General features: G+C 26.3%; 19 protein-coding genes. 17 read left to right on the top strand and 2 right to left on the bottom strand.

Annotation, left to right across the window (positions count from 1 at the left end; all coding sequences use genetic code 11):
• Nucleotides 1-260: 260 nt before the first annotated feature.
• From cls to ACUN06_RS11555, 12 genes are all read left to right on the top strand, one after another.
• Complete coding sequence (gene cls, locus ACUN06_RS11610; protein WP_331893207.1) at nucleotides 261-1,694, top strand: cardiolipin synthase; 1,434 nt, start codon at nucleotides 261-263, stop codon at nucleotides 1,692-1,694.
• A gap of 619 nt (nucleotides 1,695-2,313) precedes the next feature.
• On the top strand, nucleotides 2,314-3,327 hold the full coding sequence (aroF, locus tag ACUN06_RS11605) for a 3-deoxy-7-phosphoheptulonate synthase (protein WP_291731672.1): 1,014 nt from the start codon (nucleotides 2,314-2,316) through the stop codon (nucleotides 3,325-3,327).
• Nucleotides 3,328-3,545: 218 nt separating this feature from the next.
• Nucleotides 3,546-4,592: a 3-dehydroquinate synthase gene (gene aroB, locus ACUN06_RS11600; RefSeq protein WP_294125490.1), complete on the top strand. Its 1,047-nt coding sequence runs from the start codon at nucleotides 3,546-3,548 to the stop codon at nucleotides 4,590-4,592.
• A gap of 181 nt (nucleotides 4,593-4,773) precedes the next feature.
• Nucleotides 4,774-6,069 carry a 3-phosphoshikimate 1-carboxyvinyltransferase gene (aroA, locus tag ACUN06_RS11595; protein WP_449389836.1) on the top strand — a complete coding sequence of 432 codons (1,296 nt, stop codon included), beginning with the start codon at nucleotides 4,774-4,776 and terminating at the stop codon, nucleotides 6,067-6,069.
• Nucleotides 6,047-7,123, top strand: a complete 1,077-nt coding sequence (gene aroC, locus ACUN06_RS11590) for a chorismate synthase (protein WP_449389835.1) — start codon at nucleotides 6,047-6,049, stop codon at nucleotides 7,121-7,123. Before aroA ends, aroC begins: the two co-directional genes overlap by 23 nt.
• A 178-nt stretch (nucleotides 7,124-7,301) precedes the next feature.
• Nucleotides 7,302-8,459 carry a prephenate dehydratase gene (gene pheA / locus ACUN06_RS11585; RefSeq protein WP_449389834.1) on the top strand — a complete coding sequence of 386 codons (1,158 nt, stop codon included), beginning with the start codon at nucleotides 7,302-7,304 and terminating at the stop codon, nucleotides 8,457-8,459.
• Between the two features lie 198 nt (nucleotides 8,460-8,657).
• Nucleotides 8,658-9,473, top strand: coding sequence for a shikimate dehydrogenase (aroE, locus tag ACUN06_RS11580; RefSeq protein WP_291733990.1), 816 nt, complete (start codon nucleotides 8,658-8,660; stop codon nucleotides 9,471-9,473).
• A gap of 22 nt (nucleotides 9,474-9,495) precedes the next feature.
• The gene (locus ACUN06_RS11575; RefSeq protein WP_291733992.1) at nucleotides 9,496-9,990 is read left to right on the top strand and encodes a shikimate kinase; all 495 of its coding nucleotides are present in this window, start codon (nucleotides 9,496-9,498) and stop codon (nucleotides 9,988-9,990) included.
• Nucleotides 9,991-10,133: 143 nt separating this feature from the next.
• Nucleotides 10,134-11,147, top strand: coding sequence for a 3-deoxy-7-phosphoheptulonate synthase (aroF, locus tag ACUN06_RS11570; protein WP_412345617.1), 1,014 nt, complete (start codon nucleotides 10,134-10,136; stop codon nucleotides 11,145-11,147).
• 148 nt (nucleotides 11,148-11,295) lie between these two features.
• Nucleotides 11,296-12,129: a prephenate dehydrogenase gene (locus tag ACUN06_RS11565; protein ID WP_291733994.1), complete on the top strand. Its 834-nt coding sequence runs from the start codon at nucleotides 11,296-11,298 to the stop codon at nucleotides 12,127-12,129.
• Nucleotides 12,130-12,402: 273 nt separating this feature from the next.
• Nucleotides 12,403-14,331 (top strand): FUSC family protein, encoded by a 1,929-nt coding sequence (locus tag ACUN06_RS11560; RefSeq protein ID WP_294369283.1) that lies wholly within the window; start codon nucleotides 12,403-12,405, stop codon nucleotides 14,329-14,331.
• Nucleotides 14,332-14,830: 499 nt separating this feature from the next.
• Nucleotides 14,831-15,826, top strand: coding sequence for a polysaccharide deacetylase family protein (locus tag ACUN06_RS11555; RefSeq protein WP_331893203.1), 996 nt, complete (start codon nucleotides 14,831-14,833; stop codon nucleotides 15,824-15,826).
• A gap of 96 nt (nucleotides 15,827-15,922) precedes the next feature.
• On the opposite strand, the gene ACUN06_RS11550 is transcribed toward ACUN06_RS11555, so the two are convergent.
• Together ACUN06_RS11550 and ACUN06_RS11545 are read right to left on the bottom strand one after the other, a co-directional pair.
• Nucleotides 15,923-16,480: a class IV adenylate cyclase gene (locus ACUN06_RS11550; protein WP_291734000.1), complete on the bottom strand. Its 558-nt coding sequence runs from the start codon at nucleotides 16,478-16,480 to the stop codon at nucleotides 15,923-15,925.
• 102 nt (nucleotides 16,481-16,582) lie between these two features.
• On the bottom strand, nucleotides 16,583-17,944 hold the full coding sequence (locus ACUN06_RS11545) for a dicarboxylate/amino acid:cation symporter (RefSeq protein ID WP_449389833.1): 1,362 nt from the start codon (nucleotides 17,942-17,944) through the stop codon (nucleotides 16,583-16,585).
• Between the two features lie 340 nt (nucleotides 17,945-18,284).
• Here ACUN06_RS11545 and ACUN06_RS11540 point away from each other — a divergent pair, with 340 nt between their 5' ends.
• The 5 genes from ACUN06_RS11540 to ACUN06_RS11520 all read left to right on the top strand — a co-directional run bounded on the left by ACUN06_RS11540 (nucleotide 18,285) and on the right by ACUN06_RS11520 (nucleotide 22,805).
• Nucleotides 18,285-18,470, top strand: coding sequence for a hypothetical protein (locus tag ACUN06_RS11540; RefSeq protein ID WP_291734005.1), 186 nt, complete (start codon nucleotides 18,285-18,287; stop codon nucleotides 18,468-18,470).
• 344 nt (nucleotides 18,471-18,814) lie between these two features.
• Entirely contained in the window at nucleotides 18,815-19,684 is an 870-nt protein-coding gene (locus ACUN06_RS11535) for a shikimate dehydrogenase (RefSeq protein ID WP_449389832.1), read from the top strand.
• A 167-nt stretch (nucleotides 19,685-19,851) separates the two neighbouring features.
• The gene (gene aroQ / locus ACUN06_RS11530) at nucleotides 19,852-20,298 is read left to right on the top strand and encodes a type II 3-dehydroquinate dehydratase (RefSeq protein WP_291734009.1); all 447 of its coding nucleotides are present in this window, start codon (nucleotides 19,852-19,854) and stop codon (nucleotides 20,296-20,298) included.
• 733 nt (nucleotides 20,299-21,031) lie between these two features.
• Nucleotides 21,032-21,706, top strand: coding sequence for an IS607 family transposase (locus ACUN06_RS11525; protein ID WP_449390278.1), 675 nt, complete (start codon nucleotides 21,032-21,034; stop codon nucleotides 21,704-21,706).
• Nucleotides 21,627-22,805 carry an RNA-guided endonuclease InsQ/TnpB family protein gene (locus ACUN06_RS11520; RefSeq protein WP_449390277.1) on the top strand — a complete coding sequence of 393 codons (1,179 nt, stop codon included), beginning with the start codon at nucleotides 21,627-21,629 and terminating at the stop codon, nucleotides 22,803-22,805. Before ACUN06_RS11525 ends, ACUN06_RS11520 begins: the two co-directional genes overlap by 80 nt.
• The last annotated feature ends 77 nt before the right edge of the window (nucleotides 22,806-22,882 follow it).

Below are 22,882 nucleotides of genomic sequence, written 5' to 3'. Positions count from 1 at the left end.
AAATTGCATGGTTTTTTATTTTAGGAAAAATTGCAAAAAATATTAAATTTTACTATGTTTTTAGGTTTAAAAAGTAAATATAATAAAAAGATAATAAAAAATATTTTTTTATAAATTAATTTTTGTTATTTCTATATATTGTAAGGGGTATAAATAATAATATTAAAAAAATTATACAATTATTAGTAAAATAATGAAGAAATTAACTGGATAGGGTATAATAAAAAAATAAATAGTTAAATTAAGGGAAGGTTTATTTTATGGCATATATATTATTAATAATTATGTTTTTTTTGATTAATTTAATATCTGCATTATCATTAATATTTATAGAGAGAAAAGAACCTACAACTACATGGGCTTGGCTTGTGATTTTAATAGCACTTCCAGGGATAGGATTAGTTTTATATTTACTATTAGGGCAAAATTTAAGTAGACAAAAAATATTTAGAGAAAAAAAACTTGCTGATAAAATAAAGAGATATAAATTAAGGAGAGATAATGAATTATCAAATTTTAGTGATGATAATGAAATAAATGAGAATTATGAAGATTTGATATTAATGAATTACAATCATTCTGGTGCTATTTATACTATTGGAAATGAAGTAAAGACTTATACTAATGGAGAGGATAAATTTAAAGATTTATTTGAAGATATAAAAAATGCAAAATGCTTTATACATATTGAGTATTATATTTTTAGATATGATAATCTTGGAAAGGCATTAATAAATGAATTAAGAAAAAAAGTAGATGATGGATTAGAAGTAAGGTTACTTATAGATGGCATGGGTTCAAAAGCAATTACAAAAAAAATCATTAGGGAAATTCAATCTTATGGAATAAAGATGTCTGTATTTTTTCCGGGAATTTTACCACATATCAATACTCGTGTAAATTATAGAAATCATAGAAAAATAGTTGTAATTGATGGGAAAATAGGATATGTAGGTGGATTTAATGTTGGAGATGAATATATAAATAGAGGAAAGCAATTTAAGTTTTGGAGGGATACCCATATTAGAGTAAGAGGAGAAGTCGTTAATGAACTTAATAAAAGATTTATATTAGATTGGGATTATGCTGCTAATGAAAATATGGGAAATATGTTTATGTATTTTCCAAAACCTGAAAAGGTAGGTAATGTAGGAATACAGATAGTTTCATCAGGTCCTGACCATATGGAAGAATATATTAAGAATTCTTATATGAAAATTATTAATAGTGCTAAAAATTATGTTTATATTCAAACACCATATTTAGTTCCAGATAGTCCTATGTTAGAAGCTTTAAAAATATCAGCATTATCAGGGGTTGATGTAAGAATAATGGTTCCGGGAAAACCAGATCACTTTTTTATGGAATGGATACTTAGTGCTAATATAGGTTTGTTAATTGAATATGGAGTAAAAATATATAGATATGGAAATGGTTTTATTCATTCAAAAACAATAGTTGCAGATGGTCAAGTATGTAGTATAGGAACAGCTAATTTAGATATTAGAAGTTTCAAATTGAATTTTGAAGTTAATGCATTTATTTATAATGAAAATGTAGCAAAGGAACAAGAAGCCATATTTTTAAATGACCAAGAAAAATCTAAATTAGTAATAAAAGAAGAATATGATAAGCGATCTAAAAGATTAAAAATAAAAGAATCACTAATAAGGTTATTAGCACCTATATTATAAAAAATAAGAATTTATTTATTACTGTAAAATATTGACAAAGTGGTTGAGGTTGAGTTAATATAAAGAAAAGTAATTTAATTATTAAAATATTTTGAAAGAGGTATATTATTATGGAAGGATTAGAAAAGAATTTAATAGCAAAATTTAATAGATTTTTTTATTTTATATTCTGGGGCTTTTATTTTAGTGCTGGTTATTTCTTTTGCAAAAATAAATATAAATCTTTTCTAATGAGTATTTAGTGAACCTTTTTATATAGTTTATTAATTAAAATATGTATTTAAAGAATAGTTTATAAAAGAGAACTCATTAAGGGTTCTCTTTTTTAGTTATTAGTTAGGGATTATTAGTTAGTAGTTAGGAGTTAGTAGTTAGGAGTTAAGGAAAAAATTCAGCTTGACTGAATTTTTAAAAATATAAATTTAAGAAATTCCCAAAGGAATTTCAACATTAACTACTAACTACAAACTAAGTAAAAGTAATAAGTGACAAGTTTAAGGATGAAACTCTTTGGAGAGTTTCTAAAACATAAATTAAAGAAATTCCCAAAGGAATTTCATCCATAACTTTGTCACTTAAAACTTGAAACTTGTAACTAAAAAATAGGGGGGCAATTTTTATGGTAGTAATTTTAAATCCAAAAACAAGCAAAGAAGAAATAAAAAAATTAACAGGGGAACTAGAAGCATTAGGGGTTACTGTTAATCCTGTTATAGGAACAGAAATGAGCATTTTAGGATTAGTTGGAGATACAACTAAAATAGATTCATCATACATTGAAGCAAATCCTTATGTTGAAAGAGTAATGAAGGTTCAAGAACCTTTCAAAAAGGCAAATAGATTATTTCATCCAGAAAATACAGTAATTGATGTTAATGGTCATACAATTGGTGGAAATAAAATTGCCATTATAGCAGGACCTTGTTCTGTTGAAAGTAAGGAACAAATATCTTTAGTTGCAAATGAAGTAAAAAAATATGGTGCAAGTTTTTTAAGAGGTGGTGCATTTAAGCCAAGAACTTCTCCATATAGTTTTCAGGGATTAAAGTATGAAGGATTAAATTTGTTAAATGAAGCAAAGGCAGAAACTGGTTTACCAATAGTTACAGAATTAATGTCACCATATGATATAGATACATTTGTTGAAAAGGCAGATATAATTCAAGTTGGAGCAAGAAATATGCAAAATTTTGATTTATTAAAGGAGTTAGGTAAAATAGATAAACCTATATTATTAAAAAGGGGATTATCTGCAACAATAGAAGAACTTTTAATGAGTGCTGAATACATTATGGCTGGAGGAAATGAAAAAGTTATTCTTTGTGAAAGGGGAATAAGAACTTTTGAAACATATACAAGAAATACCTTAGATTTAAGTGTAGTACCAGCTATTAAAAAGTTAAGCCATTTACCAGTAGTTATTGATCCAAGTCATTCAGCAGGTAAGTGGTGGATGGTTGAACCATTAGCTAAAGCAGCAGTAGCAGTAGGGGCAGATGGACTTATAATAGAAGTACATAATGACCCACAAAAGGCATTATGTGATGGGCAACAATCAATTAAGCCAGAGGTATTTGCAAAACTTATGGAAGAGTTAAAGCTTATTGCAGCAGCTATTGGACGTGAAATATAGTAATTGAGGTTGTTAAGAGAGGGAGAATGGAAATATTAATTTTTATATAATTTAAAAAATTTTCATTTTTCCTTCAAATATATCAAATTTATTATTTTATATAAAATTATGAAATATTAATTTTTAAATAGTATAATTAGAGGAAAATATAAAATACTAGCTGTATAAAAATTTTTAATTTGAAATACAGTAATGATTAATATTAGAAAGGTCATGCAATGGAATTAGTAATTGATTTAAAGGAAAAAAGTTATCCTATAATAATTGAAAAGGGAATTATTAATAGAGTTGGAGAAGAAGTTAGTAAGGTTTACAAAGGAAAAAGAATATTTATAATTACTGACCATAATGTAAGTAAATATTATGGAGATAAGGTTTTATTTTCATTAAAAAACAAAAACTTTGAAGTTAAATTGCTATCTTTAGAACCAGGAGAAAAAACAAAAGGTTTTAATACATTACCTGATATTTATAATGAATTTTTAAATTTTAATCTAACTAGAAGTGATTTAATAATTGCATTAGGTGGAGGGGTTATAGGAGATTTAGCTGGATTTGCTGCTTCTACATATTTAAGAGGAATAGACTTTATACAAATACCAACATCACTTTTAGCACAAGTGGATAGTAGTGTTGGAGGTAAAGTTGCTGTAGATTTAGAAAGAGGAAAAAATTTAGTTGGAAGCTTTTATCATCCAAAATGTGTATTAATAGATCCGCAAGTACTAAGTACATTAAATGATAAATTCTTTGCTGATGGAATGGGTGAAGTAATAAAATATGGATGTATAAAAGATAGTAACTTTTTTGAATTTTTATATAAAATGAAAGATAATGAACAGTTAATGAGTAATATGGAAGAAGTAATTTATAAATGTTGTGATATTAAAAGACAAGTTGTGGAAAGAGATGAAAAAGATAAAGGCGAAAGAATGCTTTTAAATTTTGGGCATACATTGGGACATTCAATAGAACAATATTATAATTATGAAAAATATACTCATGGTGAAGCTGTTGCAATTGGAATGTATATGATAACTAAAATAAGTGAAGAAAAGGGATTAACTAAAAAGGAAACAGCTGAAAAAATAAAAGATATATTGATTAAATATAATCTTCCTTATGAAGTAAATGTTAATTTAAAAGAATTATTAGAAGCAATTAATTTAGATAAAAAGAAAATGGGAAATGACTTAAATATTATTGTATTAAAAGAAATAGGAAATTCAGAAATATATAAAACAACAATAAGCTTTTTTAGTTAGGAGTTAGATAGTTTTAAGTGACAAGCGGCAAGTGGCAAGTGACAAGTGGCAAGTTAAGGATGAAACTCCTAAGGAGTTTCTGAAATATATTTTTTAAATTCAGCATAAGCTGAATTTATACCTTAACTTGTCACTCTAAACTTATCACTTGAAACTAACTAAAGCAAGGGGAGATATAGTTATGGCAAATTTAATGATAACTCCATCAAAATTAAATGGAGAAGTTAAAATACCACCATCTAAAAGTATGGCACATAGGGCAATTATTTGTGCAGCTTTAAGTGATGGATTAAGTATAATAGAAAATATAGATTATTCAGATGATATAATAGCAACTATTGAAGGAATGAAAGCTTTGGGTGCATCAATAGTAAAGTATGATGATTACTTAGAGATAGTTGGAATATATAAAAGTAATAAAGAAAATAATGAGTTTAGAATTATAAATTGCAATGAATCGGGATCAACTTTAAGATTTTTAGTTCCTATATCAATGTTGTTTAGTGGTAAAAGTAAGTTTGTAGGAAAAGGAAACTTAGGTAAGAGACCATTAACAACTTATTATAACATTTTTGAAAATCAAGGAATTGAATATTCTTGTGAAGAGGGAAATCTTAATTTGATTATAAATGGAAAACTAAAGCCAGGTAATTTTGAAGTTGAAGGAAATGTAAGTTCACAATTTATAACAGGATTATTATTTACATTGCCATTATTAAATTCAGATTCTAAAATTACTATTACAACAAAAATGGAATCAAAGGGATATATTGATTTAACATTAAAAGCTATGAGTGATTTTGGAATTGAAGTAATAAATAATGATTATAGAGAATTTGTTATAAAGGGAAATCAAAGATACAATGCAAGAAATTACAGGGTTGAAGGAGATTATTCACAAGCTGCATTTTTCTTATGTGCAGATGCACTAGGCAATAATGTATTATGTAAAGACTTAGATTTAAAGTCCCTTCAAGGAGATAAAGAAGTAATAGATATTTTAAAAAGAATGAATGTTGAATTTACTGCAAGTGATAAAGGTGTAAAAGCAATATTAAAAGAGAAATTAGTTAACACAATAATTGATGGTAGTCAATGCCCAGATATTATACCAGTATTAACAGCAGTAGCAGCTTTATCAGAAGGAACTACTGAAATAATAAATGCAGGAAGATTAAGAATAAAGGAATGTGATAGGCTTGCTGCAGTTACAATGGAATTAAATAAATTAGGTGCAAAGATAATTGAAAAAGAAGATGGATTAGTAGTAACAGGAGTAAGTGAATTACAAGGTGGAGTAGAAGTATGGAGCCATAATGATCATAGGATAGCAATGACTTTAGCAATTGCTTCTACAAAGTGTAATGAGCCTATAATAATAAAGGATTATGAATGTATAGTCAAATCTTATCCAAATTTCTTTGAAGATTTTAAAACTTTAGGAGGAAATATTCATGAGTGGAATGTGGGGAAGTAAAATAAAATTATCTATTTTTGGAGAATCTCATGGAAATGCAATTGGAATAACTATTGATGGGCTTCCTGCAGGATTTTCTATTGATATGGATAAGATAATGATGGAGATGGCAAGAAGAGCACCAGGGAAAAGTTCGTTATCAACACCAAGAAAAGAATCAGATACTCCAGAGATATTAAGTGGATACTTTGAAGGAAAAACTACAGGAACACCATTATGTGCAATAATAAGAAATTCAAATACAAAGTCTAAGGATTATTCAAAACTTAAAGATGTAATGAGACCAGGTCATGCAGATTATACAGGAGCTGTAAGATACAAAGGTTTTAATGATTATAGGGGTGGAGGACATTTTTCAGGAAGAATAACTGCTCCATTAGTTTTTGCAGGAGCTATTTGTAAGCAAATATTAGAAGTAAAAGGAATAATAGTTTCAGCACATATTAATTCAATAGGAAAAATAAAAGATTTTAGTTTTTTAGAAAGTGATATAAGTGATGAATTATTAAATTCATTTAAAGAAAAGGAACTGCCATTAATTAATACTAAATTAGAAGATGAAATGAGACAAGAAATTTTAAGCGCAAGAAGTAGTGGAGATTCTATTGGAGGAACTATAGAATGTGCTATTTTAGGGGTAAGTCCAGGTATTGGAGATCCATTTTTTGATTCAGTAGAATCAACATTAGCTCATTTAATGTTTTCGGTACCAGCAGTTAAAGGAATTGAGTTTGGAAAAGGATTTGATATTTCTAAAATGAGGGGATCAGAAGCAAATGATGAATATTACTTAGAAAATGGAAATATTAAAACAAAAACTAATAATAATGGTGGTATTTTGGGTGGAATTACTAATGGAATGCCAATAATATTTAATGTAGCAATAAAGCCAACAGCTTCAATATTTAAGGAGCAAAATGCTGTTAATATAGTAACTATGGAAGAAACAACTTTATGCATAGAAGGAAGGCATGATCCTTGCATAGTACAAAGGGCACTTCCAGTTATAGAAGCAGTAGCAGCAATTGGAATAACAGAACTGATGAATAGTTAGTTTAAAGTGACAAAGTTTTAAGTGGCAAGTTTCAAGTGACAAGTGGCAAGTTAAGGGTGAAACTCCTTGGGGAGTTTCTTAGAATATATTTTATTAAATTCAGCATAAGCTGAATTTATACCTAAACTTATCACTTGTCACTTGAAACTAATTACGAATAAGAGGGGAGAACGTTGCTTTGGATCTTTTAGAGTGTAGAAGAGAAATTGATAATATAGATGAAGAGTTAGTTAAGTTATTTGAAAAAAGAATGAATATAGCAATTAATGTAGCAAAGTATAAAATTGAAAATAATATGCCAATATTTAATGAAGCAAGAGAAATTGAAGTTATAAAGAAAAATGTTGCTAGATTAAGCAATAAGGAATATTCAAAGCTTACAGAAAGTTTTTTTAATAATTTAATGACATTAAGCAGAAGTCTTCAAGAAGAAGTTTTTGAAGAAAACAATTATGACATAATAAATAAAATAAATGATAACATTTCAGTTAATACTAATAAAAAGAATTTAAGTAATATTAAAATTGGTTATCAAGGTGTAAAGGGTTCTTTTAGTGAAGAAGCTATGATTAAATACTTTGGAGAAAATCATAAAAATACTAATTATGAAGAATTTGAAGAGGTATTTATAGCATTAAAAAGTAATAAAATAGATTATGGAATATTACCTATAGAAAATTCATATACAGGGGCAATTACAAATGTGTATGATTTATTAGTTAAGTATGGATTTTATATAGTCGGGGAAGAGTGCATAAAAATAAATCAAAATTTAATTGGGGTAAAAGGAACTAAAATTAGTGATATAAAGGAAATTTACTCACATCCTCAAGGATTTGAACAAAGTAGAGAGTTTTTAAGTAATAATAATAAATTAAAACTTATTCCATTTCACAATACAGCAATTAGTGCTAAGTATATATCAGAATTAAATGATAAATCTAAGGCAGCAATTGCAAGCTTAAGAGCAGCTAAAATATATAATTTAGATGTAATTCAAGAGAAAATAAATGATAAAGATGATAATCAAACAAAATTTATTATTATAGGTAAAGAATTAGAATCATCAAAAGAATGCAATAAAATTACAGTTGTATTTTCATTAGATGATAAATCTGGTACTTTATATAACTTATTAAGGCACTTTGCAGAAAATAATATTAATATGCTAAAAATAGAATCTAGACCAAGTAAAAGTGAACTTTGGCAATATCTATTATATGTAGATTTTGAAGGTAATATAGAAAATGAAGATGTTAAAAAAGCAATTAAATTAATTGAAGAAAATAGTGAATACTTTAAATTACTAGGAAGCTATAAATTAGTTAATAGTTAGGAGAAGAGCAAGTTTCAAGTGATAAGTGGCAAGTGACAAGTTTAAATATTAAACGTAAAATCAGTGATAAGTGATAGGCTAATGAAGAAACTAATAAGGATTCTTAGATAGATTTTTTAATTCAACGTAAGTTGAATTTATACCTAAACTTGTCACTTGAAACTTGAAACTTGAAACTATTAAAGGGGGTGTTCTTAAATGGAATTCTATGGATTATTAGGTGAAAGGTTGGAACATAGCTTATCACCAAGGATTAATAAAATAATATTAGAAAAAAACAATACTGAAGGTGCATATAAATTATTTGAAATTCCAAATGATAAATTAGGTGATTTTGTTAATGCTATAAAATTACTTAAGATAAAAGGCTTTAATGTTACAATTCCATATAAAGAAAGTATAATTAAGTATTTAGATAATATTTCAGATGAAGCAGCTAGAATAGGGGCTGTAAATACTGTAATGCTTAAGGATAACAAATTATATGGATATAATACTGATTATTTTGGAATTCATATTATGCTTAAAAGCAAAAATATAAGTATAAAAAATAAAACTGCAGTTGTGTTAGGAGCTGGGGGAGCATGTAAGGCTGTTATTACTTATTTACTTGATAATGATGTAGAAAAAATATATATAGTAAGTAGAAATCCTAAAAATATTAATTTAAATAAAGATAATAAAAAAATAAGTATTATAAACTATAATGACTTAATTAATATAAAAGGTTATTTAATTATTAATACGACTCCTGTTGGAATGTTTCCTAAAATTTATGATTCTGCAGTAAATAAGGAAGTAATTAAAAATTTTGAAGTAGTTGTAGACCTAGTATACAATCCAATGAAAACTAAATTTCTTCAATTTGCAAAAGAGGAAGGAAAAGTAGCTATAGGTGGATTGCTTATGCTAGTAGGTCAAGCAGTAAAAAGTCAGTCTATATTTAATGATAAAGAAATAAGTAATGAATTGATAAATTATATATATGATGATTTATCTAAAGAGTTTAAATAGTGGAAGTGGAGGGATGAAGGATATGGAGAAAAGTATTACACTAATAGGGTTACCTGGGTGTGGAAAGACTACAGTAGGAAATTTACTTTCAGATAAATTGAAGTATGAATTTGTAGATATGGATTTTTATATTGAAAATAAGCAACAAAAGAGTATAATAGAATTATTTAGAAATGGTGAAGATTATTTCAGAAATATAGAAACAGAAACTTGTAAGGTACTTGGTGAAAAAAGTAAAACAATTATTTCTTCTGGTGGAGGAGTTATAAAAAAATCTATAAATATAGAATATTTAAAGAAAAATTCAATAGTTGTTTTTATTGATAGGCCAGTAGAAAATATATTAGGTGATATACAAGTAGAAAAAAGACCACTATTAGCAAATGGTAAGGAAGTTTTATATAAATTATATGATGAAAGATATGATTTATATAAAAAATATTGTGATTATAGAGTTGAAAATACAGGAAGCTTGGACGAAATAGTAGATAAAATAGCAAAACTTAGAAATAGTTAGTAATTAGGAGTTAATAGTTAGTAGTTAAGGAAAAAATTCAGCTTTTGCTGAATTTTAAAAAATAAGATTTAAGAAATTCCATAAGGAATTTCAACATCAAACTACTAACTACAAACTAAATGAAGTATGGAGGTACGGTAGAAATGGTAATAGTAATGAATCCTAAGTGTAGTCAAAATGAAGTGATGGCTGTAAAAAATGAATTAATTAATCATGGATTAGGAGTTAATCTTTCTCAAGGAGCAACTTTTTGTATTATAGGTGTGGTTGGAGAAACTAGAGCTGTTGATCCTGATAAAATATTATCTTTTAATGGTGTTGATAAAATCTTAAAGGTTGAAGAAGCATTTAAGAAAGCAAATAGATTATTTAAGCCAAATGACACAATAGTTAATGTTGATGGAACGTTAGTTGGAGGAAATCATTTAGGAATAATGGCAGGGCCTTGTTCTGTTGAAAGTGAAGAACAAATAATTGAAATTGCTAAATCAATAAAGAAATCAGGAGCAAACTTTTTAAGGGGAGGGGCATTTAAACCAAGAACATCACCTTATAGCTTCCAAGGATTAGAACTTGAAGGATTAGAGTTATTAAAGATAGCAAAAAGAGAAACGGGGTTACCAATAGTTACAGAAATAATGTCTCCTAAATATATAGATGAATTTGTAAATAATGTTGATGTAATTCAAGTTGGTGCTAGAAATATGCAAAACTTTGATTTATTAAAGGAGTTAGGTAAAACAAATAAGCCAATTTTATTAAAGAGAGGATTATCTGCTACTATTGAAGAATGGCTTATGAGTGCTGAATATATAATGGCTGGTGGAAATGAAAATATTATTCTTTGTGAAAGAGGAATAAGAACTTATGAAACATACACTAGAAATACTTTAGATTTAAGTGCTATACCAGTAATTAAAAAATTATCGCATTTACCAGTAATAGTTGATCCAAGTCATGCAGCAGGATATTGGTATTTAGTAGAACCATTAGCTAAAGCAGCAATAGCTGTAGGAGCAGATGGGCTTATGATAGAAGTTCACAATAATCCACAATGTGCATTAAGTGATGGTCAACAATCACTTAAGCCAGAATTATTTGATAAAGTAATGAAAAAAGTAAAAACTTTAGCTGAAATAGAAGGAAAAGTTTTATAAATTAGTTTTTAATTAGGAGCAAGTTAGTAGTTAGTAGTTAAGGATGAAACTCCTTGGGGAGTTTCTGAAAATATAAATTAAAGAAATTCAACTTAAGCTGAATTTCACAAATAACTACAAACTACTAACTACAAATGGGGGTGAAATTATGAAAATAGTTATTGTAGGTCTTGGTGTTATTGGAGGGGGATATGCAATGGCACTTAAGGACGCTGGATATACTGATGTTTATGGTGTAGATAAAGATGTAGAAACATTAAAAAAGGCGAAAGCACTAGGAATTATTAAAGAGGGTTATAAAAATGAAAATGAAATAATCAAAAGTGCTGATTTAATTGTTTTAGCCATTTATCCTAATTTAGTAAAGAATTTTATTATAAATAATAAAGAAAATTTTAAAAGTGGAGTAATAATTACAGATGTAACAGGCATTAAGCAGTTATTTATAAATGAAATAGCTAAAATATTGCCAAAAGAAGTTGATTTTATTTTTGCACATCCAATGGCAGGAAGAGAAAAAAAAGGTATAGATTATGCAACTAATAAAGTTTTTAAAGGTGCAAATTTTTTAATTACTGTTACAGATAAAAATAAAGATGAAAACTTAAATTTAATTGAAGAATTAGCATATAAGATGGGGTTTAAGCATATTAAGAAAATATCTCCAAAGTATCATGATGAAATAATATCATTTACTAGTCAATTACCTCATGTATTAGCAGTAGCACTTATAAATAGTGATATTGATGGAAGAAATACAGGTGAATTTATAGGTGATAGTTATAGAGATTTAACTAGGATTGCTAATATTAATGAATCCTTATGGAGTCAATTATTTTTAGGAAATAAGGAGAATTTACTTAAAGCAATTTATAATTTTGAAGTTGAATTAGATAAAATTAAGAATTGTTTAGAAACTGGTGATAGTGAAACATTACAAGAATTGTTTATTAAGTCTTCTTTGAGAAGAGAAAAATTATGATATTTATTTTGAAAAAAGTTGGTTATTTAATTAGAAATAATAAGCTTTTTTAAAGTCTAGAAAAATATAAAATTTTGAAGATATAAGTTTAGCAATATGAATATATTTTAAAATTTAAAGTTACGAAATTGATGTTATAAAATGAGCTTAAAGTTACTCATTTTTTATATAAAAATAAAAAACTAATAATTATATAAATATAAGATAATAATATATAAAAAGTATTATTAATATTTAAATTTGGTATATTTACTATGAAAGGAAGATATTATTTTGGCTGGAAAAATAAAAATAACTAAGCAATTTATTATATCACAAACCATTTTATATGTTTTTATAATGGCATTTGTAATAACATTTAGGATGATTTTTGGAGATAAAAATATACTTATTGGAGTAATGGGAATAACTGCAATTTTAATGCTTACACAAATTAATCTTACAGTTTCACCAGGAAGAAATTTTTTAAAGTTACTTATAATAAATTTAGGAATAGGTATATTTACATATATAGCAAACCTTAATATTTGGTTAGCTATACCAATAAACTTTATAGGGGTTTTTATATTAACATATACATTTTATTATAATTTGAAAACAGCGGTATATTTACCATTTATATTACAATATATGTTTTTATTAGCTACTCCTATTACTAAAGCTGAATTGCCAATGAGAATGCTTTCACTTTTAGTTGCTCCAGTAGGAATTATATTAATTCAATTTGCAATTAATAAAAATAAGACTACTAAATCTGGAAATAAATTGATAGGTAGTATTTGTGATAATATTATAAAAAAAATAAATAATACTGGCAGTAATGAAGAAATAAATGATGCAATAAAAAGTGATGCTAACTCTTTTAGAAAAATTGTTTATGATAGTAGAAAAGATGATTTTTATGTAACAGAAGAAGGTAGATTAAAATTAAATATAGTAATAATTTTAGAAAAATTATCAATTCTATTAGAAAGTAATATTAAAAATAAGAAAATTACAAATGATTTACAAATTTGTTTACAAGAATTAAAACGTAGTTTAGGTAAAGAGGATGAGTTAAAAGATATTGATAATGTTATAAGTAAAATACTAAATAATTATAAGAGAGAAAATATAAATGATTTAGTGGAATTAAGAATATTAAATACTATTGATAGGTTAAAGTTAGCGTTAGAAGAGTTAAAATTATTGGGGAAAGAAAATTATAATAAGATAAAATCAAGTAATGATATACCAGAAGAATATAAGATGGCTAATATTCATAAAAGAGAATTTTATACAAAATCAGTGAAGTTTTCTTATGCTATTAGATTATCATTAGGAATAACTATTTCTGCTTTTATTGCAGATTATTTTAAGTTTGCAGAAGGAAGATGGATATACTTTACGGCATTTGCAATAATAATTCCTATATATGAATTAGCACAAAAAAAGCTAAGGGACAGGATATTTGCAACCTTAGTTGGTGGAGCTATAGTAGTTATATCATTTACAATATTTAAAAATGCAACAATTAGAATGTTAATATTAATGGTAGCTGGTTATTTAAGATCATATACATCAACATATAGATATGGAACTATTTATACAACAATATCTGCAATTGGTACTGCTGCTATGACTAGTGGAGCTATAATGATAACTATGGATAGAATAACATTTGTTATATTTGGTATTATAATAGCTGTTATTATTAATAGACTTGTATTACCAGTAAAAATGAAGGATGCAAATGAAGAATTATTAGGTACATACAAACAAGTTATTTATGAAATGTTAAATAATGTTTACAAGGAAAGCTTAGATAAAAACAATAGTACTCATGAAATGGATACATTATTACTTGTAACTACTATGATAGAGGAAAGATTAGCAGTTAATAATGCAGATTATATTAAAGAAGATTATACAGATTATTTTAATAAAATGAGAATTTTAATAATTGATATTTATCAATTATATACACTAATAAGAATTAAGAAGAATGAAAATAATGATATAAGCTATTTAAATGATTATTTAAAAGTGTTACCGAATATAAATAATGTAAATATTAATGAAGTTATTAAAAAGATAGAGGAAAATATAAAAGCTTCAAATGAAATTGATAATAAGATAATTTTTGCAAATATAAGAGGCGTTTTAACAGAAGTAAATGAAATAAAAAATTTAAGTAAAATATTAAGTAATAAGGCTGTATAATAAAAATTAAATTAATTTATTTAAAATGAGCAAAAAGCTTAGGGGATAAATAAGAAAATACATATATAAATATTACAAAGTATAATAATAAAGAATTTAGATAACTAATTTTTATATATTTTTATAAGATTAGTTATCTTTTTTGTATATAGATAATATAAATTTTTGAAGTAGTAAAATTAGTATATAAATGGATTTCAATATTTAAAACTATAAAATTCATACATCCATATGACAATTGTGATAGTAGTTTTTTAATAAAATTTATTAAAAATAAAAGAAAAAAATAGAGTAATATAGGGAAATATGATATAATATTTTTTGCATGATTTAATTTAAAGAAAAAATAAAAAATTATTATGAAAGTTGAAGAAAATTTGTAATACTTTTGTAACAAATTTAGGTAGTATTATACTATATATTAATATTAAAGATAAATTGTTTATAAAATAAAATTATAATTTTAATAAATATTAAAAATGAGAGGACGAAATAAGTTATGGAAAAAAAGAGAAAATCATATAGAAAAATTAAAAATCAACAAAAATTTATCCTTATTTTAATAACTTGTGTTTTAATCATAGCAGCTATATTTTTAGGAAGTAAGCTTGCTAAGAAGAGAGTTAATAATCTTCAAACTAATCCAAAAGTTGAAAATCAAGATGGAACAAGTAGTAATAGTTTAAAAGAACAGGAAGATAAAAACAATTCAAATAATGAATATAATAAGGACAAGGTAGATACACCTAAATTAGATAATAGTGGTTATTTATCTTATGAAGAAGATCCTAATGCAGATGATGGTGTTATGGTAGCTGAAAATACAAAGGGACTTTTAAATGGAACAAAACATTATCCAGTTAGAACTGATGGAAAAAAAGTTGCATATTTAACTTTTGATGATGGACCATCAACAACAAATACACCAAAAATATTAGATATATTAGATAAATATAATATTAAAGCAACATTCTTTGTTTTAGGTAGCTCAATAGATGCAAATGAAGGAGCAAAGGATATATTAAAAGAAGAAGTTAAAAGAGGACATGCAATAGCAAATCATACATATGGTCATGATTATTCATATTTATATCCAGGTAGAGTTATGAATGTAAAAAACATTTTATCTGATCTTGAAAAAAGCCAAAATGCAATGAAGGCAGTATTAGGAAAAGATTTTTCAACAAGAGTTATCAGATTCCCTGGTGGATATTGGTCATGGGAAGGTCGTACTGCAATGAAGGAAGCATTAGAGCAAAATAAATATTATAATGTAGATTGGAATGCATTAAATAAAGATGCTGAAGGAGCAAAGAAAAATGCAGATCAATTAGTACAATGTGCAAAGGAAAGTGTTAAAGCTTTAGGGCCAGATGCAGATAGTGTTGTATTATTAATGCATGATACATATGGAAAAGAAGAAACAGTGAAAGCACTTCCACAAATAATTGAATATTTACAAAGCCAAGGTTTTGAATTTAGAAGTATAAAGTAAAACATATAAAAAATGAGTATATTAGAATTGGATAAAATAAATCTAAATATACTCATTTTTTTATAAAAGTAGTAAAATTATAATTTATAATTGGATTTATCTTCCTTTGATTTTTCCTTCAATTCCTCTTTCAGCAAGAATTTCATAAATAGTCTTAGATGTAGTATCAGCTAAAGTATATCCAAGTAATTTTAAAATTTCCTCAAGTTTTTCCTCAGAAGAAGTTTCAATTTCTAAATAAGGGAAAGGACAGAAGCTCTTGTCATTAATATCAATTTCAATTAAAGAATCATTAAGTTTATAGCTTTCTCTATATTTAGAAATAGACTCTTGAAGAACAAGTCCTAAAGATTTAAATATTTTTTTAGCCATTTCACCATCTTCAACAATAGTTTCATTTTCTTCCATGACTTTAAATGTACCTTGACTTAACATTTTTTTAGTAGTCATAAATACAGTTTCTTTTCCAGTAAGCCTATCAGTAGTAGTTCTAACCCTAGCATAGCCTTTATTATCTAAAAGTCTACCATCTTCAAAGTCGTATATTTCATTAACTTGATCTTCAGATTTAACTTTAATTGCACCTAAAGATTCCATTTTATTTCTAATGTCATCAACATCAATATCCACTACTCTAGTTTCTAATTCTTTCATTAATAATTCTCCTTTCAGTTTAAAAATAATAATATTTATATTATACAATAATAAATAAAATTAAGGAGTATCTATATTAAAGTTTATATATTCCTTTTAATATTAACAATTATAAATTTCTTTATTTAAGCAACCTTCAGAATTTGCTACAACTACTGCAGTTGCAGAATCTCCAATTACATTTAAACAAGTTATAAGCATATCTATAGGTCTGTTTATAGCAATAATTAATGAATAAGCTATAAGTGTAGCTTCATTGTTAAACCCCATTCCTGTTAATACTGTAAAAAGTATTATTGATGATGAACCAGGTGCAGATGGTGTACCTATAGAAGCTATTAATGCTAAAACTGCTATTAATATTATATTTTGAATAGTAAGAGTATAACCTGAGCTAGCAGCAATAAAAATTGCAGCTATTACTTGCATTATTGCAGTACCATTCATATTAATAGTCATACCAAGTGGAAGTACAAAAGATGCAATATCTTTATCAACTCCAAGTTCTTCAACAGTTGTTTTTTCATTTAATGATAAGGCTGCAGAAGAAGCAGCAGCTGAAAATCCTAAAAGAGCAACTTTAGCAACTTTTTTCATGAATGTAATTGGGTTTAACCTAGTTAATAAATAAACAAATAGTGGATAAGCAATTATTAAAAATACAATTGAAGCAATTGTAACAGTAATCATGTATGCTAATGCTGGTTTTAAACGATCTAAACCATATACAGCAAAGGTTCTTGTAATTAATACAAAAACAGCAAATGGACTAAATTTAGTTATGATAAAACATAAAAATACACTAATTATATTGTTTATATCAATAAGTAAGTTTTTTAAAACTAATATTTTTTCACCTAAGGTGTTAATGCATAACCCAACAACTACAGCTAAAAATACTATAGATAATACCATTGAGTTATTTGTCATAACGTTAGCAACGTTATTTGGAATTGCATTAAGTATTAATAAAAGAGGGTTATTTCCTGTAGCAGTAGTTACAGAAGTAGCTCCGTTAGTTGATAAATGAACATTAAAAAATCCTAATTTATAAGCAATAAATCCAAATATACATGCAGTTGCTAAAGCAAATGTAGATGTTGTTAAAAAGCTTAATAGTGTTTTATATGATATTCTTCCAAGTTTTTTAGTGTCGCTAATATGGCACATAGCAAGAGCTATTGATGAAAATACCATTGGAATTATTATTAATTGAAGACAATTAATAAATAATTGCCCTAATATATAAAATAATCCTAATGAATTTCTTCCTTCATCAGTAGTTATATCTTGAAATAATATACTGTTAATAGTATTCCAAATTTCTACCTTATCATTAGAAATTAATGATTCTCTAATTAGTATAAAAGTAATACCAATAATTAAAGCTAGCACAAGTGATATTGACATTCTTATAGCTAGCGCAGTAGAATTGTTTTTTCCTTTTGTAAAATTAAATTTCATAAAATTATCTCCAAATAATCAATATTGTAAATATTATTAATAAACAACTTATGTAAAGGTTGTTTATTAAAAATTGAAAATTAAGTGTTTAATATTTTATTAATGGAATATAATCATTTAACGTTATGATAAATATATATTAGATAAAATAATATGTCAATAATTTAACTAACTTATATTATAAATATATATTTAGTTAAAAAGAAATTTAATTAAAATATATAGAAAAAAACTATTAAAATTATAGAATATATCTATTAAAATGTATTATTAAATAAAAGCAAAAGTGATAAAATATATATAAATAATTTAAATTCATTTAATTAAGGGGGCAATAAAAATGAAATTTAATGATTTAAATATGAGTAAATACAATGTAATGAAGGTTAAGGAAACAGTAAAATGTAGTGTGTGTAATTCTGATACAAACTATGTTGATTATTGGAATGGTAATAATTTTTGTTCGGCAGAGTGCCAAGAAAAATATTATAAATGGATTAGAAAAAATAAAGAATCAATAGCATAATATATATAAATGATGAATTATTTAGATAAATTATTATCAATAATTCATCATTATTTTTTACATATTATAATAATTTGTTAATATAAATTGATTTAAAAGATATATAATTAATATAAACCATAAAGAACACTTATGTAATATAATGAATATATAGTTTTTATCTATAAATAATACTATAAAAATCAATTGGATTACTATTAAGGGGTGGAATATAATAAAAGAGAATTAAGTGTTAAATATTTAACGTTCGTTATTTTTTATTTAAGAAAATTAAGACGTATTAAAATGACTAACAATAGTTTAAGATAAAATAAATAAGCTATTTATATAAAGGAGAGAATACAATGGAAAATCGTATTTCAGGTTATACTACATTAATAGGATTATTAGCAACACCAATTAAACATTCTAGTTCACCAAAGATGCATAATGAAGCATTTAGACATTTAGGATTAGATTATGCATACCTTGCATTTGAAGTTGGAAGTGATGGGTTAGAAGATGCAGTAAAAGGTTTAAAAGCAATGCAAGCTAGAGGTTGTAATGTATCAATGCCAAACAAAACTGTTATTCATAAGTATTTAGATAAATTAACTCCAGCAGCAGAACTTGCAGGAGCTGTAAATACAGTTATAAATGATGATGGTGTTTTAACTGGACACATAACTGATGGTGTTGGTTATATGAGATCATTAAAAGATGCAGGATTTGATGTTATAGGTAAGAAAATGACTATAGTTGGAGCTGGTGGAGCAGCAACAGCAATTTGTATCCAAGCAGCTTTAGATGGAGTAGCTGAACTTTCAATATTCAACCAAGATGATGAGTTCTTTGCAAGAGCAGAAGAAACAGTTAAGAAAATAAATGAAAAAACAAATTGTAAAGCTAAATTATTTAGATTAGAAGATAAAGAAGCTTTAAGAGCTGAAATTGCTGATTCTGTAATATTTACAAATGGTACTGGAATGGGAATGAAACCATACGTTGGACAAACTTATATAGAAAAGGATATGTTAAGACCTGACCTTATAGTAAGTGATGTTGTATATCAACCAGCTAAAACTAGATTATTAGAATTAGCAGAAGAAGTTGGATGTCCAACAATTAATGGATTAGGAATGATGTTATTCCAAGGTGCAGAAGCGTTTAAGTGCTGGACAGGACAAGAAATGCCAATAGATCACATGAAAGAATTCTTATTTGGAGATAAGTAAGCTTCCAAATTTTAATTTGGCAAAGCGAACTTGACTGAAACTACAAATTTTAATTTGGTTAGTTGAAGTTACACACAGTATACACTTACGACTAGCAGGAGTAGGTGTTTAATTAATAAAAATATGAAATTAGATGAAGTCATGCATGTATGTAGGAGGAAATAGATATGAAATTCATGGTAATAAATGGACCAAACATAAACATGATAGGTGTTAGAGAAAAAGGTATATATGGATCAAAGAGCTTTACTGAAATTTGTGAATATATAAAAGAAGAAGGAGAAAAGAGAGGGCATGAAGTTACTCTTCTTCAAAGCAATTGTGAAGGAACTATGATAGATTTCTTACAAAGAGCTTACTTTGAAAAATTTGATGGTGTTGTTATAAACCCAGGTGCATACACTCACTATAGCATAGCTTTACATGATGCTATTAAAGGAAATACAGGAATTCCAACAGTAGAAGTTCACATTTCAAATGTACATGCTAGAGAAGAATTTAGAAAAGAATCTAAGACTGCTCCAGCTTGTATAGGACAAATGTGTGGATTTGGTGAAAAAGGTTATGTTTTAGCTATGGAAGCTTTAGAAGACTATATAACTAAAAATAAATAATATTTTATAATAAAAAGGTTGTGGCAGTATGCACAGCCTTTTTAATTGTGTTACCAGCATGGGTAACAACTCGACGGTGAAAGTCCGTTGTGGGCTTGGTAGTGGGAACCACTAGCCAAGGACAAGGGTGTCCATCGTGAGATGGAATCTGAAGGAAGTCGGAGGCAAAGTCTCGGTCTGAGGGATACGAACTACATACAAGGCTTACTAAAGTCGGACAAGTTTGCAATACAAAACAAAATCCAACACTCCCCAAAACTTTAGGAGTAAATGTAGCAGATATATGAGATGAAGGTTACGGACTTAGGCTTGAAAAGCCTAACATATCAGTATATTAAAATTCATTAAACTTAAAGAACCGCCGTGTACCAGGCCGGTAGACACGGTGGTGTGAGAGGATTGGGATGTTGCATTAAGAATAAATACTACAATATATTGTATTAATTTTTATTTTTTAAAACAATATATTGTGTATAAAAGTTTTAGTGTGACAGCCCCTCCTACTCAATTAAAGTAAATTCATAGTTTATATCTATAGAAAAATATAAAAACATATATTAGATTTATGGTTTATAAAGAGTTATACTTAATTTAGTATTTTTATGAAAACAAAAGTTAAAACTTTATCAATATATATTTTATAGGAGAAATATATAGTCAATTAAAATATTGATGAATGTGTTTAAAAGTGTTAATACATCCTCAAGGAGTGATATTAATGAACAGTAAACACATAACAAATTACAAACCAAAAGATTTTGCTGAGTTACTTGGAGTGAGTGTAAAAACCTTGCAACGTTGGGATAGAGAAAACATATTAAAGGCAAAAAGAACACCAACAGATAGAAGATATTATACTTACGAACAGTATTTAGAGTTTAAAGGTATCAATAGTGCTAACAATAATAGAAAGACGATTATTTATAGTAGAGTTTCTACTAATGGGCAAAAAGATGATTTAAAAAATCAGATAGAATTTCTTTTAAACTTTACATCTTCCAAAGGAATAATAGTAGATGAAATAATTGAAGATATAGGTAGTGGATTGAATTACAATCGTAGAAAATGGAATAAACTTATTGAAGAATGCATGGAAAATAAAGTTGATTCTATTATAGTAACTCATAAAGATAGGTTTATTCGCTTTGGATATGATTGGTTTGAACGATTTTTGAGTAAATATAATGTGAAAATAATAGTTGTAAATAACGAATTGCTTTCATCGAAAGAAGAATTAGTTCAAGATATAATTTCAATATTACATGTTTTTAGTTGTAGAATCTCCGGATTAAGAAAATATAAGAAAAAGATAAAAAGGGATGAAGAAATTGCTAAAAGCCTACAAAGTAGAGATAAAACCAACAACAAAACAAATACAGAAAATCAATCAAAGTATTGGAGTTTGTAGATGGCTATATAATGAATATTTATCAACGAACAATCAATTATATACTAAATACAAAGATGGATTCATTGATAAGAAACAGGTGTTTATGAGTGCCAATGATTTTGATAAGTATATAAATAATGAAATCAAAGTTTTAGATGAATACTCTTGGATAAATAATTGCGGTTCTAAAGCTAGAAAAAAAGCTATACAAAATGCCGAAACCGCTTATAAAAGGTTTTTTAAAGGTCAAGCTAAGTTTCCTAAGTTTAAAAAGAAAAATAAATGTGATGTTAAATTATACTTTCCTAAGAATAATAAAGGCGATTGGAAAGTGGATAGACATAAAATAATGATACCTACATTAAAAAACGTAAGGTTAAAGGAGTATGGTTACATTCCAATAGGCTCAAAAGTTATTAGTGGAACTATATCAAAGAAAGCAAATAGATATTATGTGTCTGTAATAATAGATGTAGAAAATATCCCACAGAAAAATACAAATCAAGGTATAGGAGTTGATTTGGGCATAAAAGATTTTGCTATTTGCAGCGATAAAATCATTTATAAAAACATAAATAAAACTCAAAGAGTTAAGAAGTTAGAAAAGAAATTATTAAGAGAGCAAAAAAGACTTTCAAGGAAATATGAAAGTTTAAAAATAAGAAATAAAAAAGAGAAGGGAGAAGCTACTCGACAAAATATCCAAAAACAAATAGCTAAAGTACAAATACTTTATCAAAGACTTAACAACATAAGAACTGATTATATAAATAAAGTTGTAAGTAATGTGGTGAGAAACAAACCATCTTATATTACGATAGAAGATTTAAATGTTAAGGGAATGATGAGGAATAAGCATTTATCTAAAGCAGTAGCACAACAGAAATTTAATGAATTTAGAAATAAATTAGCAAATAAATGCAATGCTTTGGGTATAGAATTAAGAATTGTTGATAGATTTTATCCTTCAAGTAAACTATGTCATAAATGTGGTTCTATAAAAAAAGATTTAAAGCTTAAAGATAGAATTTTTAATTGTGATTGTGGGTATGTTGAAGATAGAGATTATAATGCAAGTCTTAATTTAAGAGATGCAAAAATCTATAAAATAGCATAAACAAATTTTATAGATATGTACCGATGGCTAAGTCGGGAATTTACGCCTTTGGAGTGATATATCAAACTAAAGTAGTC

The organism is Clostridium sp. ETTB3, from assembly GCF_053571985.1.
This window is presented reverse-complemented; position numbering and strand designations above follow the sequence as displayed.

Bases quoted from the DNA above. Each gene is read 5' to 3' on its own strand.
- cls (WP_331893207.1), top strand. From the start codon at position 261: ATGGCATATATATTATTAATAATTATGTTTTTTTTGATTAATTTAATA.
- aroF (WP_291731672.1), top strand. From the start codon at position 2,314: ATGGTAGTAATTTTAAATCCAAAAACAAGCAAAGAAGAAATAAAAAAA.
- aroB (WP_294125490.1), top strand. From the start codon at position 3,546: ATGGAATTAGTAATTGATTTAAAGGAAAAAAGTTATCCTATAATAATT.
- aroA (WP_449389836.1), top strand. From the start codon at position 4,774: ATGGCAAATTTAATGATAACTCCATCAAAATTAAATGGAGAAGTTAAA.
- aroC (WP_449389835.1), top strand. From the start codon at position 6,047: ATGAGTGGAATGTGGGGAAGTAAAATAAAATTATCTATTTTTGGAGAA.
- aroE (WP_291733990.1), top strand. From the start codon at position 8,658: ATGGAATTCTATGGATTATTAGGTGAAAGGTTGGAACATAGCTTATCA.
- ACUN06_RS11575 (WP_291733992.1), top strand. From the start codon at position 9,496: ATGGAGAAAAGTATTACACTAATAGGGTTACCTGGGTGTGGAAAGACT.
- aroF (WP_412345617.1), top strand. From the start codon at position 10,134: ATGGTAATAGTAATGAATCCTAAGTGTAGTCAAAATGAAGTGATGGCT.
- ACUN06_RS11565 (WP_291733994.1), top strand. From the start codon at position 11,296: ATGAAAATAGTTATTGTAGGTCTTGGTGTTATTGGAGGGGGATATGCA.
- ACUN06_RS11555 (WP_331893203.1), top strand. From the start codon at position 14,831: ATGGAAAAAAAGAGAAAATCATATAGAAAAATTAAAAATCAACAAAAA.
- ACUN06_RS11550 (WP_291734000.1), bottom strand. From the start codon at position 16,480: ATGAAAGAATTAGAAACTAGAGTAGTGGATATTGATGTTGATGACATT.
- ACUN06_RS11545 (WP_449389833.1), bottom strand. From the start codon at position 17,944: ATGAAATTTAATTTTACAAAAGGAAAAAACAATTCTACTGCGCTAGCT.
- ACUN06_RS11540 (WP_291734005.1), top strand. From the start codon at position 18,285: ATGAAATTTAATGATTTAAATATGAGTAAATACAATGTAATGAAGGTT.
- ACUN06_RS11535 (WP_449389832.1), top strand. From the start codon at position 18,815: ATGGAAAATCGTATTTCAGGTTATACTACATTAATAGGATTATTAGCA.
- aroQ (WP_291734009.1), top strand. From the start codon at position 19,852: ATGAAATTCATGGTAATAAATGGACCAAACATAAACATGATAGGTGTT.